This window comes from Flavobacterium resistens (assembly GCF_900182645.1).
GTDB lineage: Bacteria > Bacteroidota > Bacteroidia > Flavobacteriales > Flavobacteriaceae > Flavobacterium > Flavobacterium resistens.
The window spans coordinates 1,094,826-1,112,062 of the sequence record NZ_FXTA01000002.1 but is presented as its reverse complement, the minus strand read 5'-3'; the positions used below and the strand labels follow the sequence as shown (position 1 = coordinate 1,112,062).

Annotated in this window: 17 protein-coding genes and 1 tRNA gene; 8 read left to right on the top strand and 10 right to left on the bottom strand. The window is 33.5% G+C overall.

Translation table 11 applies throughout. The features are described from left to right. Positions 1-56 precede the first annotated feature (56 nt). Together FN795_RS10955 and FN795_RS10950 are read left to right on the top strand one after the other, a co-directional pair. Positions 57-2,603 carry a TonB-dependent receptor gene (locus FN795_RS10955; RefSeq protein ID WP_142450623.1) on the top strand — a complete coding sequence of 849 codons (2,547 nt, stop codon included), beginning with the start codon at positions 57-59 and terminating at the stop codon, positions 2,601-2,603. A gap of 166 nt (positions 2,604-2,769) precedes the next feature. Further along, entirely contained in the window at positions 2,770-3,507 is a 738-nt protein-coding gene (locus tag FN795_RS10950) for a DUF2490 domain-containing protein (protein WP_142450622.1), read from the top strand. 179 nt (positions 3,508-3,686) lie between these two features. Here FN795_RS10950 and FN795_RS10945 read toward each other — a convergent pair whose 3' ends face one another. The 3 genes from FN795_RS10945 to era all read right to left on the bottom strand — a co-directional run bounded on the left by FN795_RS10945 (position 3,687) and on the right by era (position 9,078). Next, positions 3,687-6,443, bottom strand: coding sequence for an outer membrane beta-barrel protein (locus tag FN795_RS10945; RefSeq protein WP_142450621.1), 2,757 nt, complete (start codon positions 6,441-6,443; stop codon positions 3,687-3,689). A gap of 123 nt (positions 6,444-6,566) precedes the next feature. Beyond that, positions 6,567-7,874 carry a ribosome biogenesis GTPase Der gene (gene der / locus FN795_RS10940; RefSeq protein ID WP_035651868.1) on the bottom strand — a complete coding sequence of 436 codons (1,308 nt, stop codon included), beginning with the start codon at positions 7,872-7,874 and terminating at the stop codon, positions 6,567-6,569. Positions 7,875-8,196: 322 nt separating this feature from the next. After that, entirely contained in the window at positions 8,197-9,078 is an 882-nt protein-coding gene (era, locus tag FN795_RS10935; protein ID WP_142450620.1) for a GTPase Era, read from the bottom strand. Between the two features lie 149 nt (positions 9,079-9,227). On the opposite strand from era, the gene FN795_RS10930 reads away from it, so the two are divergent. After that, a tRNA-Met gene (locus tag FN795_RS10930) sits at positions 9,228-9,300 on the top strand. Here FN795_RS10930 and FN795_RS10925 read toward each other — a convergent pair. The 5 genes from FN795_RS10925 to FN795_RS10905 all read right to left on the bottom strand — a co-directional run bounded on the left by FN795_RS10925 (position 9,260) and on the right by FN795_RS10905 (position 13,155). Further along, on the bottom strand, positions 9,260-10,816 hold the full coding sequence (locus tag FN795_RS10925) for a recombinase family protein (RefSeq protein WP_142450731.1): 1,557 nt from the start codon (positions 10,814-10,816) through the stop codon (positions 9,260-9,262). The genes FN795_RS10930 and FN795_RS10925 overlap by 41 nt on opposite strands. Next, positions 10,773-10,982, bottom strand: a complete 210-nt coding sequence (locus FN795_RS10920) for a DUF2624 family protein (RefSeq protein WP_142450619.1) — start codon at positions 10,980-10,982, stop codon at positions 10,773-10,775. The genes FN795_RS10925 and FN795_RS10920 overlap by 44 nt, the downstream gene beginning before the upstream one ends. A gap of 130 nt (positions 10,983-11,112) precedes the next feature. Beyond that, positions 11,113-11,469 carry a hypothetical protein gene (locus FN795_RS10915; RefSeq protein ID WP_142450618.1) on the bottom strand — a complete coding sequence of 119 codons (357 nt, stop codon included), beginning with the start codon at positions 11,467-11,469 and terminating at the stop codon, positions 11,113-11,115. Further along, positions 11,459-12,292 carry a hypothetical protein gene (locus FN795_RS10910; protein ID WP_142450617.1) on the bottom strand — a complete coding sequence of 278 codons (834 nt, stop codon included), beginning with the start codon at positions 12,290-12,292 and terminating at the stop codon, positions 11,459-11,461. Before FN795_RS10910 ends, FN795_RS10915 begins: the two co-directional genes overlap by 11 nt. 11 nt (positions 12,293-12,303) lie before the next feature. After that, complete coding sequence (locus FN795_RS10905) at positions 12,304-13,155, bottom strand: hypothetical protein (protein ID WP_142450616.1); 852 nt, start codon at positions 13,153-13,155, stop codon at positions 12,304-12,306. Between the two features lie 173 nt (positions 13,156-13,328). Between FN795_RS10905 and FN795_RS10900 the strand changes: the two genes are divergently transcribed. After that, positions 13,329-13,736 carry a helix-turn-helix domain-containing protein gene (locus FN795_RS10900; RefSeq protein ID WP_142450615.1) on the top strand — a complete coding sequence of 136 codons (408 nt, stop codon included), beginning with the start codon at positions 13,329-13,331 and terminating at the stop codon, positions 13,734-13,736. A gap of 74 nt (positions 13,737-13,810) precedes the next feature. Here FN795_RS10900 and FN795_RS10895 read toward each other — a convergent pair whose 3' ends face one another. After that, positions 13,811-14,158 (bottom strand): hypothetical protein, encoded by a 348-nt coding sequence (locus FN795_RS10895; RefSeq protein ID WP_142450614.1) that lies wholly within the window; start codon positions 14,156-14,158, stop codon positions 13,811-13,813. A 416-nt stretch (positions 14,159-14,574) separates the two neighbouring features. Here FN795_RS10895 and FN795_RS10890 point away from each other — a divergent pair, with 416 nt between their 5' ends. The 4 genes from FN795_RS10890 to FN795_RS21545 all read left to right on the top strand — a co-directional run bounded on the left by FN795_RS10890 (position 14,575) and on the right by FN795_RS21545 (position 16,576). Further along, on the top strand, positions 14,575-14,823 hold the full coding sequence (locus FN795_RS10890) for a hypothetical protein (RefSeq protein ID WP_142450613.1): 249 nt from the start codon (positions 14,575-14,577) through the stop codon (positions 14,821-14,823). A gap of 573 nt (positions 14,824-15,396) precedes the next feature. Continuing rightward, positions 15,397-15,771, top strand: a complete 375-nt coding sequence (locus tag FN795_RS10885; RefSeq protein ID WP_142450612.1) for an ArsR/SmtB family transcription factor — start codon at positions 15,397-15,399, stop codon at positions 15,769-15,771. Then, positions 15,768-16,370 carry a mercuric transport protein MerTP gene (gene merTP, locus FN795_RS10880; protein ID WP_142450611.1) on the top strand — a complete coding sequence of 201 codons (603 nt, stop codon included), beginning with the start codon at positions 15,768-15,770 and terminating at the stop codon, positions 16,368-16,370. The genes FN795_RS10885 and merTP overlap by 4 nt, the downstream gene beginning before the upstream one ends. Continuing rightward, positions 16,370-16,576, top strand: coding sequence for a GDCCVxC domain-containing (seleno)protein (locus FN795_RS21545; RefSeq protein ID WP_142450610.1), 207 nt, complete (start codon positions 16,370-16,372; stop codon positions 16,574-16,576). Before merTP ends, FN795_RS21545 begins: the two co-directional genes overlap by 1 nt. 183 nt (positions 16,577-16,759) lie before the next feature. Here the strand turns inward: FN795_RS21545 and FN795_RS10870 are convergent, their stop codons facing one another. Then, positions 16,760-17,158, bottom strand: coding sequence for a GIY-YIG nuclease family protein (locus FN795_RS10870; RefSeq protein WP_142450609.1), 399 nt, complete (start codon positions 17,156-17,158; stop codon positions 16,760-16,762). Between the last annotated feature and the right edge of the window lie 79 nt (positions 17,159-17,237).

The window sequence follows — 17,237 nt, the reverse complement described above, 5'->3', positions numbered from 1 at the left end:
GTTGATAAAAAAAATTTTATTATAAACTCTACTAATCATATATACTTAATATAAAAATGAAAAATTCGATTAAAAATATACTTACAATATTATCTGTTTTAACTTTTTCAATCTCATTTGCACAAAAAATAGAAGGTGTCGTTAAAACAACTGAAAATACTCCATTAGAAGCTGCAAATGTTGTAATTAAAGGAACTACTATAAATACAATTACTGACGCTTCAGGAAAATTTACTATCGATACTAAAGGAAAACTTCCAGTAACACTTTTAATTCAATATGTTGGTTATAAAACTACTGAGTTAGAAATCGATGATTTGCCTGCAACTCCATTACAAATTGTTTTAAATGAAGAAAATGCTCTTGTTGAAGTTGTTGTTTCTTCACGACGCAGAATCGAAAAAGTTCAGGATGTGCCAATTGCAATTTCTGTAATTACAGGAAAACAAGCAGAACAAACAGGAGCTTTTAATGTTAACCGTATTAAAGAACTTGTTCCTTCAGTACAACTTTATTCTTCAAATCCAAGAAATACAGGAATCAACATTCGTAGTTTAGGTTCTCCATTCGGATTAACAAATGACGGAATCGATCCAGGAGTTGGTTTTTATGTTGACGGTGTTTATTATGCTCGTCCGGCAGCAACAACTTTAGACTTTATTGATGTGGAGCAAATTGAGGTTTTACGTGGGCCACAAGGATCATTATTTGGAAAAAACACTACTTCTGGTGCTTTCAATATTACTACAAGAAAACCAAGTTTTTCAACAGGAGCAGATTTTGAAGTTAGTTACGGAAACTATAACTTTTTACAAGCTAAAGCATCTGTAACAGGTGCCTTAGGTAAAAAAGTTGCTGGAAGAATCTCTTTTTCAGGAACACAAAGAGATGGATTGATTGACAACGTAGCAACTGGAAGACCAACAAATACATTAAACAACCAAGGTATTAGAGGTCAATTGCTTTGGACTCCATCTGTAAATACTAATATTATTTTAGCAGCAGATATTACAACACAGCGTCCTGATGGATATGCGCAGGTTGTAGCAGGCGTTGCTCCTACTCAAAGAGCCGCTTACCGTCAATTTGATGCTATTATCAAAGATTTAAATTATCAATTACCAAGTTTAAATGCTTTTGACCGTAAAATTGATCAAGATACTCCTTGGAGATCTAATCAGGATATGGGAGGTATTTCGCTTAATATTGACACAAAAGTTGGACCAGGAACATTAACTTCAACTACAGCTTGGAGATTCTGGAACTGGGATCCATCAAATGACAGGGATTTTACAGGATTGCAAGTATTGGCAAAATCTCAAAATCCAACAAGACAAACTCAGGTAACTCAAGAGGTTCGTTATGCAGGTCAATTAACTTCTAAAGTTAGTGGTGTTGCGGGAGTATTCTTCATCGATCAAACTTCTCAAACAGATGGAACAGAAGAATCTGGAAATGCACAATGGAGATTCGCACAAAGTTCTACTAGTCCATTATGGAAAACTCCAGGTCTTTTTGAAGGTTACGGAATCAAAACTGATGCTAGAATCAGAGCTTCAAGCGCTGCAGTATTTGGACAAATTGACTGGGCAATTACAGAACGCTTGCATGTTTTACCAGGTTTAAGATATAACTTTGATAAAAAAGATGCTCATTACAGCCGTTTAACTTACGGAGGTTTACAAACTAATGATCCTGCATTGATTGCTTTGAAAAAATCAGTTTACTCTGACCAGGCTTTTGATTCAAGTACAGACAATACAGATTTCTCAGGAAACTTGACTTTAACTTATAAGGTTACAGATAAAATCAATGCTTATGCAACTTATGCAAAAAGCTACAAACCAGTTGGTGTAAACGTTGCCGGACTTCCAACAGATTCAAAAGGAAATCCGCTACTTGATCTTGCTGTAATCAAACCTGAAAAAGTAAATCATTATGAAGTTGGAGTAAAAACTTCTCCTTTTAAAAATTCGATTTTCAACTTGACGTTCTTCAATACAGATATTAAAGATTTCCAAACAAACGTTCAGGCTGCTGAATTAGGTGTAAACCGTGGATACCTTGCAAATGCTGATAAAGTACGTGTAAGAGGTGCAGAATTAGATGCAAGTTTCGTATTTAGCTCACACTTAACAGTAAATGCTGCTGCAACTTATACTGACGGAAAATATGTGAAATTTACAAATGCGCCGCTTCCACTAGAAGAAACTGGTGCATCGGTATCTTTCAAAGATGTTTCTGGAACTGATTTGCCAGGAGCTTCAAGATGGGCAGGATCATTGGGTGGAGAACTTTCAGACAATGCAACATTCTTTGGAAATAGAGGAAAAATATTTGTAGCTGTTGATTCTTATGCACGTTCTGAATTCTCTTCAAGCCCTTCGGCTTCAAAATATTTAGTTGTACCAGGATATGCTATTTTTAATGCACGTTTGGGTTTCCGTGCTTCTCAAGGTTTATCTGTTCACTTCTGGGGACGCAACTTATTCAATAAAGATTACTACGAGCAATTATTGCCTGCAGGTGGTAACGCAGGACAATATGCAGGAGTTATTGGTGATCAAAGAACTTACGGAGTTACTTTAAAATATTCGCTGTAAGCGGTTAAGTTAGTTTGTTTAAAATTATTATAACGAGGCCGGTTTAAAAAACTTGCCTCGTTTTTTTATGCTTTGAAATCACAAAATAGTATTGAAACCAAATTTTAATCTGCACTGAATCAACCCTGATTTCTATATATTCGCAACCTGAATTTATGGAGATTAGATGAAGTTTTTCAAATTACTGTTCCTACTTGGCTTAATTAGCACAAATTTATCGGCGCAAAATGAAAAGAAAACCGACCAGCAGACTTTAGCCTGGATTCGTTATTATAACATTTTGCCTTTATCCGAAAAATGGGCACTCCATTCGGAATTTGATAATCGGGCTTTTTTAAATCCGGTTCATGAAAATCTTTTTGTTGTCAGAGTTCAGGGTCGATATCGAGCAAGCAAACTTGTAGATTTAGGAGGCGGACTTGCTTTTTTTAATGTAAATACACAAAATCCCAATATTGATCCTGATTTCTCGATTCCAGAATATCGAATTCAGCAAGATATTACTTTGATTAACGATATTGGGAAAATCACTTTCCACAATCGTTTTCAGCTTGAAGAACGTTTTATCGAAAAGGCTTCAAGAACAGAATTCCTAGTTGATTTCTCTTTTGCCTTAAGGTTTCGTTATAGATTGCAGTCGACTTTTGATCTTTGGAAAAAAGAAAACAGAAGTTTAAAAGGCACAATTTCTGACGAAGTTATGTTCAATTTTGGAAAAGACAACAAACTGAATACTTTTGATCAAAACAGATTTTACGTAGCACTTCGCTATCATTTTAATCCAAATATCGGACTAGAATTGGGTTATCTAAAAAACTTTCAAAGACGTGCCAGTGGTGTAGATTTTTATGACAGGGATATTATTCGTTTTACTGTTTATCATCGAATAGACAGAAGGTTCTAAGGTGCTAAGCTTCTAAGATGCTAAGGCTTTATATGTAGTGATAAAAAAAAAGCGTATAAATCAAATAAAGTTTGATTTATACACTTTTTCAAAACCTCAGCACCTTAGTACCTTAGCATCTTAAAAAAAAAAGCCTTAAAAGAGACGCGCCAACACACGTCTCTTCAGAAAGACAAAACCTACTCCTCTCTTTCTCGGCCTCTTCTCTTACTCTTTTCATTTCCTGCAAAATTTCCAATTTTATAGGCCAATGAAAACATGATATATCTTTTTAAAACGGTGTTTTCTTCATCTCGGATCGATGTTGCCGAAATCGTTCTGGTAGCACTTAGATTTTGATTCAAAACGTCATAGACTTTAACTTTTGCATAAAGTTTTTTATCCAAAAATCCGTAAGACAAACTCGTGTTCCATAAGTAGAAGTCCTTTTTGAAATCACTCGAAATATTAGAATTATAAGTGTATCCAAAGTCATTACCAAAAATAAATTTAGCCGGCCAATAACTCGTCGTCTGCAAATTGATTCGGTGTACGACATTTGAAGTTGCATCGCGAGTGTAGTTTTCATATTTTGTTTCATTGTATGACAAACTGTACGAAGGCGCAATAACAAGCAATTCTCCATATTCATATGACAAATATACTTTTGGCGTTACTGCAGTACCTTTTGCATTGTACATAACTCCATTTGTAAAACCTTTATCAAAACTGTAAGTTCCGTTCAACTGCAAACCATATCGAAAAGTATTTGCATCTTTCTTAATCGATTGATTCCAGTTTCCGCCAACAGTAAAGGTGTAGGTATCTGATATATTCACGTATGTTGTCGTTCTTTTCCCACTGTCATCATAAAATGAAGTAGAAGAAATATCATTAGAATAATAATCTCCTCTTGCATACACGCTGTAACCAGAACGTGTTCGGAAATCAAAATTTCTGAAACTAAAATTTGCACTGCTTTTTTCTATTGGCGTCAGATTCGGGTTTCCTATAATCGTATTCAATGGATTGCTCAAATTTGCAACTGGCAATAAAAAGCTCGAGGCCGGAAGCGCATTCGAATAATCGTATTTAAAAGTCATATTCTTTGAACGGCTGAACTTATATCGAAATTGAGCTGTCGCATATGGCAAAGCATATTTCTGATTCAAATCTGTTGGTTTACCCAAATAAAAAGCATGATTATCATAATCAATAATCGAGGTTTTTGTATCCAGATTTATGGTGTATTTGTTCTTTTGAAGCGTAATTCCAACTTTCGGGCTCACCGAATTTTGTTTCGACGTTGTATAAGTCGTCAAAGACTCATTTACTTGAGAATACGATTGCGTATCAGCATCATAATCAAATGTTTTTTGATCTTTTATTTCGTTTTGCCAATCAAAATCAGAACCAAATCTGATTCTTAAAGAATCTGTAATCGGCTCCGTATATTCAATATCTAAAGAATAAGCATCATTGACATTATCATTTCTTGTCGTCTGATTTCGTTTATCATTTGGTTTATTATCCTGATAAAAAATTGTTTCTGAAACATTCAATGCATCCGTAATAGCATCTGTATTGTTATTATCAAAAACGAAACTCAGGTTACGATTTTTTTTCTCAAATGCTTTATTGAAATTTAAAGTATTGGCAAAATTAGTCGTTGTGTTTTCTCGGCGAGAAACGGCCGTACTTTCATTTAATGCCTGGCCATTTTCATCTTGAGAAGAGCTTGATGAATCTGAATCACTATCAACTCGTGTCTGATTAAATTTTGGCGTAAAAACAATTCGCGTACTCGGATCAAGTTTGTACTCGAACTCAAAATTGGCTTTATTTCCGGTATTTTCAGTTCTCGTTTTGGCATCTGATTCCGTCACAATATTTCCTGTCGGCAAAAAGCTCAATTGATTTGCTTTGCTGTCATTGTTCGTTATATTATTTGAAAAATTATAACTCCCAGAAGCTGAGAAATCCTTAAACCATTCATCAGAATAATTAATTCCAGCCAGATTTGACTGAATAATTCCTTTTCCACTTGTAGTACTTCCTTGATTGGCGTTATTATTTCGTCCACCTCCCATATTATCAAAAACATCATCCATCGAAAAACCAGTCGAATTGATATTATTAGAAGAAGCCAAAACGCTAATTTTCTGATTATTATTGAAGAAATTCATAATCAGACTGCTTTCATAACGATCATCAGAACCGTAACCCGCAAGCGCTTTTCCAAAGAAACCTTTATTTTTCTTTTCGTCAATCGTGAAGTTAATAGAGGAATTATCTGAACTTGATTCCTGTTTTGCCAGTTCTTCTTTTTTGGTTTTAAAATCTGAAACCTGAACTTTTTTAATGATTTCGGCCGGCATATTTTTCAATAACATCTGTCCGTCTTTATCAAAAAATGCTTTTCCGTTGACTAAAAACTGAGTGACTTCCCGCCCATTTACCGTGACTTTTCCGTCATTATCAACATCAACGCCGGGCAATTGTTTTAATAAATTTTCGACATTGGCATCTGGCCTTACTTTAAAAGCCGAAGCATTAAATTCTAAAGTATCTTTTTTAACGGCAACTGGTGGCGCTTCGGTTTTAATGACAACATTTTCCAAAGCATTAATATTTTCGGCCAAATATAATTTCCCGAAATCCTTGCTTTCAACAAGTTCTTTCTGTTCTTCAACAAAAGTCTGATATCCCATATAATTGACTTTCAGGAAAACAGGTTTGTTGATTTTTTTTGTATTTATTCTGAAAACTCCGTTTTTATCAGTAGTAGCATATTCGATTACAGCAGAATCTTTAACGGTTGTAAAATATACGGTCGCCATTTCAAGCGGAACTTGTGTGTTAAGATCAACAACAGTTCCTTTAATGATAATATCATTTTGTGCATTAGCGACGACGCAAAAAAGAAAAAACAATAAATAAGAAAAATACCTGGTCATAATTGGTTGGTTAGAACTATTAAGACCTGAAAGCAACTTAAAGGTTTAATTATAAATATAACATTTACTGCTCATTTTGTTTAGAAGCAAAAAAAAATCCCCTTTTTACAGGGGATTTCAGTTTTATTTTTCTCTAATATAAATATCAATCGGCACTCCGGCAAAGTCCCAATTTTCTCTAATTTTATTTTCAAGATATCTTTTATAAGGCTCTTTTACGTATTGTGGCATATTGGCAAAAAATACAAACTGAGGTGTTGCAGTTGGCAATTGCATACAATATTTAATTTTCACATATTTACCTTTTGTCGCTGGCGGCGGATAAGCCTCAATAACTTTCAACATATATTCGTTGAATTTTGAAGTAGCAATTCTTTGTTTTCTGTTTTCAAAAACCTGAACTGTAGCTTCTAATGCTTTCAACAAACGCTGTTTTGTTAATGCCGAAACGAATAAAATTGGCACATCTGTAAAAGGCATTAATTCTTTTTTGATTTTCTCTTCATAATCGCGGGTTGACATAGTATCTTTCTCCACCAAATCCCATTTGTTTACTAAGATTACAACACCTTTTCGGTTTTTCTCGGCCAACCAGAAAATACTTTGATCCTGACCTTCAAATCCGCGGGTTGCATCGATAACCAATATACAAATATCTGCATGCTCAATTGCTCTAACAGAACGCATTACAGAATAAAATTCTAAATCTTCCTTAACTTTTGCTTTACGACGAATTCCCGCAGTATCAACTAAATTAAATTCAAAACCAAAACGATCAAATTTAGTATCAATTGCATCACGAGTTGTTCCTGCAATGTCAGTTACAATATATCGATCCTGTCCAATCAAAGCATTGATAAAACTAGATTTTCCAGCATTCGGGCGTCCTACAACAGCAAAACGAGGCAAATCTTCTTTAACCTCAACAACTGGCTTCTCTGGGAATGCATCAATTAAAGCATCTAATAAATCTCCTGTTCCGCTTCCTGAAATACTTGCGAAAGTGTAATAATCTCCTAAACCAAGATTATAAAACTCAATCGCATCTTTTTCACGCATTGCGTTATCTACTTTATTTACAGCCAATAAAACCGGTTTTGTTACTTTACGCAACAATTTAGCCACCGTTTCATCCATTGGTGTAATTCCTTCTTCAACATCAACAACAAAAATAATAACATCGGCTTCGTCGATAGCAAGCTCAACTTGTTTACGGATTTCACCTTCAAATACGTCATCAGATCCGCGAACGTATCCACCCGTATCAATAACAGAAAACTCTTTTCCGTTCCACTCGCTTTTACCATAGTTTCTATCACGGGTAACCCCAGATACTGAATCTACAATAGCTTCTCTTCTTTGTATCAGCCTATTAAAAAGGGTTGATTTCCCTACATTAGGTCTTCCTACTATCGCAACAATGTTATTCATTTTTTTGAATTTTAGATCTCAGATTTACAATTTAAGATTTCGTTTTTGACTAAATCACAATAAATTATAAACCAAAAATGCTTTATTTAAATTTTTTGCAAAGGTAGTTAAAAAAAGTTGCTGAGATGCTAAGTTTCTAAGTACCTAAGTTTTTATTCTAATTTGTATAATTTTCAGGAGCTTAATCCAGCTGTCCACTATATCTTTTGTGGTGAACCCCACCACAAAAGGATGCCGTTCCCATCTGGGCTAGGGCACCTCGGTTTCAACAACTTTTCGTTTAACGATTAAACAAATCAACGATTAACCGATTCAACAAAAACTACTGATTATACCCGAATCGCTTCAACATATTGGCATTGCTTCTCCAATTTTTATTCACTTTTACGTAAAGTTCAATGTGAATTTGTTTTCCGAAGAATTTCTCTAAATCAGCACGGGCATCGGTCCCTACTTTTTTAAGTGCAGCACCTTTATGTCCGATGATAATTCCTTTTTGCGTGTCACGCTCCACCATAATTACCGAACGAATTCTGATAATTTTTTCGTCTTCGTGAAATTCTTCTGTCACGATTTCAACCGCATACGGAATTTCTTTACTGTAATTCAATAAGATTTTCTCGCGGATTGTTTCGTTAACAAAGAAACGTTCTGGTTTGTCTGTTAATTGATCTTTTGGATAATAAGCTGGAGATTCTGGAAGTAGTTCGATAATTCTTCCGAAAACTTCTGGAACATTGAAATTCTGCAAAGCCGAGATTGGGAAAATTTCAGCATTTGGTACTTTTTCTTTCCAAAAAGAAACCTGTTGTTCTAATTGTTCCTGGTGCGAATTATCAATTTTATTTAAAAGAAGTAAAACCGGAATTTTAGCATGAATGATTTTCTTGAAGAAATCCTCATCTTTTAGATCCTGCTCGCCTATTTCGACCATGTAAACTAAAATATCAGCATCTTCAAAAGCCGATTTTACGAAATTCATCATCGATTCTTGCATTTCGTATGCTGGTTTTATAATTCCAGGAGTATCTGATAATACAAGTTGAAAATCTTCTCCGTTTACGATTCCTAAGATTCTATGACGTGTAGTTTGTGCTTTTGATGTAATGATTGACAATCGTTCTCCAACGAAAGCGTTCATTAGTGTCGATTTCCCAACATTTGGATTCCCGATGATGTTTACAAAACCTGCTTTATGTGACATTTGCATAATATTTAATTTTACTGCGTACAGTTCGACCTGTCGGTCTCGGGTGCAAAGGTAGTCATATCAACTCAATAGAGAAAATAAAACATTTTTTAATATTTTCGTTGGAATTCTCAAAAATCGCCGTATCTTTGCACCCGAAACATCGCGGGATAGAGCAGTAGGCAGCTCGTCGGGCTCATAACCCGAAGGTCACAGGTTCGAGTCCTGTTCCCGCTACTACTTGGGACAAAGAAGAAATATTCTTCTTTGTCCCTTTTTTATTGGATTGTATTTGCTTGTTTATATAGTAGATCAGCCACACAACTTCATTAATTCTAGTGGTTCGAAACTCGTTTTCTGAGATCGTGAAATTTTCAGGATAAATCGAACCTATTAAATCTCGGGAGTCTGTCCAATCTCCATTATCATAGTATTCATTGAGCTTTAGTAGGTTTTCAATGCCTGTTTTTAAAAGCTCTTCAATATCATAAGCATCTTCATTAATTGCTGATAATTTAAGTTCCAATCTGTTTATTATATCACAATAATCCGATTTCATATCTCGATAGTCCGAAGCATCAATCTGTTTGGTAGACAGCAAATCTCTTGCGTGGGTGATTCTCATTTCATAATCCTTAAGCTGGGCAATTATTTTGTCTTTCTCTTCAAAGACTTCTTTTGTCTGCTCTTTATAACATTCAGATAAAACCTTCGCGTAAACGTTTTTTATCTCAGGGATTGGAATGTACTCCTTTAAATTATTTGTAAATATCTCATTAGCTTTTTCTGAGTTTATTCTGTATCTACAGCCCGCACTGCAATGATAGTATGGATAATATTTGTGGCGACCTTTCGAGATGCTTCCAGTTAATATTTTCCCACAGTCAGGACAGATAAAAAACCCTCTAAGCGGAAAAGGTTTTAACGCAACTGCTTTTGGCAAATAGGTGCGAGACCTGCCGTCTAATACATCCTGCACTTTATAAAACAATGTCTGCGAAATTAATGCCTCATGCTGTCCTGTTACGTATCTCAGATCTTCATCTTTATATTTAGGAACTGCTATTTTTCCACAATAAAGAGGATTACGGATTGCTCTCCAAAAATGGTTTTTGCCAGCTTTAAGCCCTTTTTCTTTTGCCATATAAAGAACTTGTTCCGTATTGAAGATTCCTTTAGAAAGTTCTTCAAAAGCCCATTTTAATATAGAAGCTTCAGGTTGATCAAATGTAATATACTTTGTTCCGTCTTCCTTGACTCTGTTAACATAGCCTACGGGAGCATAGCCCATGTATCTGCCCTCTTTTCTAGCCCTACGCATACCATGAAAAGTATTCAGGGCTCTCCTGTCATTTTCAACCTCAGGAGCCGCAAGATAGAATGCCAGCATCATCTTGTTCTCTGGTATAGACAAATCAAGAGGCTGTTCGATTGCCTGAGGTTCAACACCTAATTTCCTTAAAATACTTATCATCTGATAAGCATCCCCTGCGTTTCTGCTGAACCTGTCCCATTTGGTAAATAAAACCAGTTCTGATTTGTTTTTTAATTTCTTTAGGTTCAGCAACAGCTTTTTCCATTGTGGTCTGTTAAATGTCTTGGCTGAATGATCCTCATAAATAATATTCCTTATTTCAATAGAATTAATATCACAATACTTAGTAAGCATTTCCTCTTGATTTCTTTGTGAATAGCCACGGTCTGCCTGTTCATCTGTACTCACTCTCACGTATAAGTCTGCTATTTTTTTCATCTTTTTTGTTTAAATAATTAGAAACTGTCATATTGCCCATTTTCCTTAAAAATTCTAAAATCATTCCCGCTTGTTCAAGCGTTACATCTACTCCTTCGTCCTTTAACATTTTTAATGTTTCTTCTGCCGTAATCCTTCCCTTCTCGTTTCTTTCATCGTTTTCCATTTGACATCTCTCTTCATTAAAAAAAGACCATCACTGGTCTTTTTTGTTCTACAATCATTTATCGCTATAAAGATAGACCGTATTATTGATTTGATCATAAGTAAAATATAGCTGTGATGGCTGTAGAATGTTATTTCTCGAGAACAGTTTCGTTCTCTTTTTCAGAATCTACAGCAAATAATATGTTGATTTCATTTAAGAGCTCAAATTCATCAATTGGAAATAATTGCAGAGCGATCCCTAGAATTAGCCCCACATCAATGGACTGGTTTTCTATTGTAATGGGAATTTCAGCACCGTCATGATCCAAAGCAACAATACATAACTTCATTAAGTTTCTAATAACCGACGCAAGTTCATAATAATCATATACTTTTATTTCAGCAGTGTGAATTTTGTGTTTGCCCTCTGTAGATCTCAAAGCAGTGAAACAATTAGAAGTTAATCTTTTAATAGTCTTTAGGATTTCAATTTCATCAGTTTCCATAATCTTCAAATATTAGTTTGGTTTTCTTCATACATTCCTGAAACAGTTGTCCAGCTTCAGTTCTAAACACGTCTATCTTTTCAGAAGCAATTACAATTGTGTCTGATGTTATGGGCTCAATTTTATGACCGTATTGAATGGCTTCACGCGCATTATCCAACTGTTTCAAAACTGACCATTCTTCTTCTTTGAGTGAATCAAATATCTTATTCGGGAATTGGCAAAATTTGACCAAATGCCTGTACTGATCCTGAAGACTGTGAGCAATTACATATTCTCCTGTCAAGAACCACGAAACACTTATAAACATGTATCTGAACTGCTGATGCAGATTATAAGCTGACATAAGGTAATTATCAGAGTTGATGTAATAACGCAGATCACGGCTGATGGTTCGGCTCTCCGCAATATCATCTGTATATCTTTGATCAAATTTCTGAATAAGCTCATTGCCGTTCATTTTTCTGATGTCAAAGACACCTTTTTTACTGGCTTTGTTATAGATCAATTTATTCTCATTACAATGAAGTATAAAAAAAACATTCCCTTCTTCAAGTTCTTCTTTTACCCAACTTTTATCAGCGAGACAAAATGAGAATTGCGGGTAGCTTTTGAAAAATTTCCACAAAAATTCGTAAACCTCATCGTAATAGTTTGGGCTTTTTTTACTGATAATAACCGTAATGATGCTGATATCAGAACCTTCGATTTGCTTTGAAAAATAGACAGTGTCGATTTCCACAAAAAGCCGAAGACTCTTTACCACTTTTTTAATTTGGACGTATTCAGGATAATCTTCCTGAGTTAAAATATTGTAATACATAATTCAGTTGTTCAGGATTCATCTTTATTTTCATTTTCGACACGCACCAATTCAGCTTCAACAAGTGCACAGGCTTTATCATAAAAAAGACTGCATCTTCTCTCTAAATGCTCTGTATCTAATAAAAGGGAATCTTTAACTTTAGTCCATCGCAGTGAACTTGGATTCGTTTTTAAAAGATCAAACAGCCTTTTATCTTCGCTGGTTGCTCGTGGGAATAAATCGGAAGTCAGCGGTGTAAAAATTTCGCAGATATCAAACAGATAAGCCAATGAAAAATGATCTGGATAAAATCCCAAGAAGACATTGATAAGACCTAAGCAAATCTGCTCCACTGCAGTGTGCGCCATTGATTCCTGTACAAATCCATATCTTGTATAATCAACTTGATTCATACTACTTAAAAAATTCTCAGCTATTATGGCTCTGTTGTTCCAATAGGAACGTACATAAGCGACTTTGCGTTTTGGTATTTCATTAAAGATTATATTCAGTGGCATATCTGCCCGTTCATAGATTTTATAACCTTTGGTAATAGCCTGATGGTAAATGTATAATTGAGTATGTGTAAGATGGTGACCATATTTTGCTTTACAGAACACCAGCGTTGCGGTATAACGACCTTCCGTTTTGGTTTTTATAATATCACTAATATCAGCAACGGCATTAATAATATATTCATCTGTCAAAACCATTAGATATAGATGAGTATGCTTGCTCTTTTTTGAGCTGTTTTCTGAAAAAGGATTTACAACGGATTGCATATTCTTTTTTTCTCCAAAGCAGTAAATACTGCTTGTACTGATACATTCAACAATAATGTCACTAATTGTCTGTAATCCTGTGTTCTCAATTGCTTTCATAATTTTAATTTTTTTAATTAATACTTGTCCGAAAAATTGTATTTTTGTTTAATACACAGCAAGTAAGCAATAGATTGTACCGTACCGAACTAATGGAAATTGTATCTTACCAAAGCAGTATTGTTTTTTACCAAACCTTATTTTTTTAAAACATTTTTAAATACCTTTGAGTTATGAACACAGCCACAAAACCAAAACATATCGGGAGAAATATAAGCCGAATCAGAGAGCTTAGAGGTATGAAACAGGAAGCTCTTGCTATCGCAATTGGCGTTAGTCAGCAGTCCGTTTCTAATATTGAAGGAAGCGAAATAGTTGATGAAGAAAAATTAAATGCTATTGCGGAAGTATTGGGAGTATCTCCTGAAGCAATCAAAAATTATAGTGATGAAGCAGTATTTAATATTATAGGGAACACGTACCACAATACAAGTAGTGATAACTCTACTTTGATAGCAAGTTCAATGAATTTTCAACCAACTTTTAACACGGTTGAAAAAATAGTTGAATTATATGAACGACTAGTTCAAGCTGAAAAGGATAAGGTCGAATATTTAGAGAAATTACTAAAAGGAAAATAGCCTTTTATAAAAGATATATTAATTCAAAAAAAGAGACTTTCGAGTCTCTTTTTTATTTAGAATATGATTGGTTTTTATTTCAAATGATACTTTAATCTCATCCAACTTTCACCTACAATTAAACGATTATTTAAAGCATTTCTCTCTAATTGAAAGCCTAAAAATTCAGAATTAAAATCAAACTCAAAATTCTTATAAAAATCATCATTTTCAGAAATTATTATTTTTGTTTCTGCAATTATTTTTGGCATAATTTCATTCGTATATTCGATACAAATATCTTCTGTCATTATTAAATTTGGAATAAAAGTGAGCCTTATTGGTTCAGTGTATTCCCCACTTTCATAAACCGAAATATCTTGCGAATTATCACAATAACCAATTACTAAAGTACCTTTCTCAAAACTTAATTTCTTTTGCATTTTCTTTGACCTTTTAAAATTATATTACAAAGATAAGTATAAACTTAATGCACTTATTTTTAGCATAATTGTTCAAGTTTACATTCGTTACTTTAAAGAAAAAAAGAATAAAATCTATATCAAAAAAAATAAAAAGTAAGCTAAGATATTGGACATCGACAAAAAGTGTGCATAATGACAAAGTCTCGTTCCTCGATTTGTCACCCTTCGGGACTTATAACACTTTCATTGTCTAACTGTCCATTTTTTAATTGCTTTCTTTTTCTCTTTTTTCTTTTGAAATATATAAACTGACAACGATCTATACACATAAACCATATATGATTAAACATTAACATGTTGCGAAATTTAAAATCGAAAAAATGCTATATATTTAACTGAGTTTAAAAAAATATACTGCCTCTAATATAATCGCTATGACACCAGCATATAAAATAGATTTTCAACTTATTTTATATATCCTTTTTTCGATCAGTTTTTTAATTTTAATACCAACTTTTTTTGTAGATCATCATAAAAAGACCGTGGCATTAGAAAAAAAACTTATTGAAATAGAGGAAGAAATCAATTCAAAAGAAATCACTTATAAAAAAAATAAAATGGAATTTGAACAGCGAGAATTAAAACACAAGAAAGAAATTGAGAGATATAAATCTGACTTGTAATTAATAGTTTTTCCTTTTAAAAAATGTCAAAGATTGCCACGTTCCTGCAATCTGCAAGATGTCCGGTTGTATCACAACCGATATCTTGCCACCCTATTGCCTCGGAACTCGGCGGTGGAGAAACTGCAAGGATTTAAGAGTCTGAAAATATTGAAAGATTTCGTTCATAATTTAAAAAATCATCATTAGGTTTAACATATCAAACCTAATTTATGATTAAAACAATCATAATATTTGTGCTACATTTATTAGAGGTTAGAAAATGAACTTCAACATTTAAAGCAAATAATTTAGAAAATCTAATTATTATCAAATATTATTATTTTTTGTTTTTATATGCTTAATACTATCGATAATTTTCTACATAGTTAATTATAAAAAAACAATTGCTTTAAAAAATGAACTTAATCAATTAAATGTAGAAGTTTATAGAAAACAGCTTATTTATGGTAAGAAAAAAAACAATTTATTGAACAAGAAAAGATTATGTGTTACAATCCAAAAAAAATAGAAAAAATATTTTACTTGTATTTTAGAATTTGCTTAAATAAACAAATTAATTATCTTTGCATTATGGATAACACTTCTTGCATAAGACAACAGGCAGACATTAAACAAATTAATCGTTGCAAAGAACGAGTTTCAGAACTCAATAATTCCTTTGACTATTTATCAAATGGACTCGAGTTGGCAGGGAATAATGTAAGGCTGAGAATTTTGTTTCTACTTTATGAAGAAAAACGACTTTGTGTTTGTGATTTAAGCGATATACTTGGTATGACAATTTCAGCAGTTTCTCAACACTTGCGAAAACTCAAAGATCGAAAGCTTATTGTAACTGAAAGAGAGGCACAGACCATTTTTTACTCATTGACAAAAGAGTATGAAAATATGTTGAACCCATTTTTTAAAATACTTAACGATAACAAAATTGTAGAAGCAATATGAAAACGGAGAACAAACTAATCGGGACAGGACTTTTGACAGCAATTGCATCTTCATTGTGCTGTATTACACCTGTTTTGGCTATCATCGCAGGAACAAACGGACTCGCTTCAACTTTTTCTTGGCTCGAACCTTTTCGACCATTTTTTATCGGTTTAACAGTTTTAGTGCTTGGTTTTGCCTGGTATCAAAAGTTGAAACCACAAAAGAAAATAGACTGTAGTTGTGAAATAATTGAAAAATCAAATTTTATGAAGACAAAATCATTTTTAGGAATTATCACCGTTATGACGGTTTTACTTTTATCATTTCCAATTTATGGCCATATCTTTTTTCCAAAGACTGAAAGCATAGTAATTATTACCCAAACTTCTAAACTTCAGAAAGTTGAGTTTACAATTAAAGGAATGACCTGCTCAAGTTGCGAACATCACATTAAAACAGAAATTAGTAAACTAAAAGGAATTGTAGAAGTTGTGGTTTCTTATGAGAAAGGCATCGCTATTGTTAAGTTTGACAACAAACAAACAAGTATCGAAGAAATCGAAAAAGCTATCAATTCGACAGGCTATAAATCACTAAAAAGTAAAACTATATCATAATGGAAATAAAGTTGCAATCAATAATAACTTGTCCAAACTGTGGTCACAATAAAGAAGAGACCATGCCAACAAATGCTTGTCAATATTTTTACGAATGTGAAAAGTGCAAGACAATCTTAAAACCTTTACAAGGTGACTGTTGTGTCTATTGTAGTTTCGGCTCTGTAAAGTGTCCACCAATTCAAGAAAATAAAAAATGCTGTTAAGTGCCAAATAAGCATTTTTTATGTCAATTTAAATGCTCTTTTCATACTTTAAAAAAAATTACTAATTAATTAAATAATACAAAAAAAGTCGGGGGTTATAACCAAAAGCTAAACCTCTTAAAAAGATTGTAAATTGTTGTCATAATAGTTGGTATGACATGGGTAGATATTGATGGTAAGTCTTTATTTACTTCCATTTAGCGGTGGAACTTCTCCGTATAATTGTCTATAATTTTCAATTATTGATTTCTCATAAATTTTCGCCATACTGTTTTCTTCAAACTCAATTGCTAAAGTACCTAATGGAAAAGCATCCTGAATAACTTGTAATGACTTATAGTTCATTCCAAAAGTATGTGCGGTTGCTCTATAATTTGGTTGCAAAACTCTCCAAAGCATTCTAACTCTTTCATTAAGATTTTCGGATTTCCCAATATACAAAACACCTTTTACGTCAATTCCGAGTAATCTTTGCAAATGTCGTGGATTATCATTTTCGTCTAACGAATAGATTTTGTAAATCCCTGCGCGAGATGGAATGTTGATGTGAAAATCTCTATTTGTAATTCTAATTAAAGGCATAATTGTTTAAGTTTTTTTCAGTGGTGTTTTTGAAAAAATTATATTTTTAATGTATTTTCTTGCCATATTTTTCAATTTT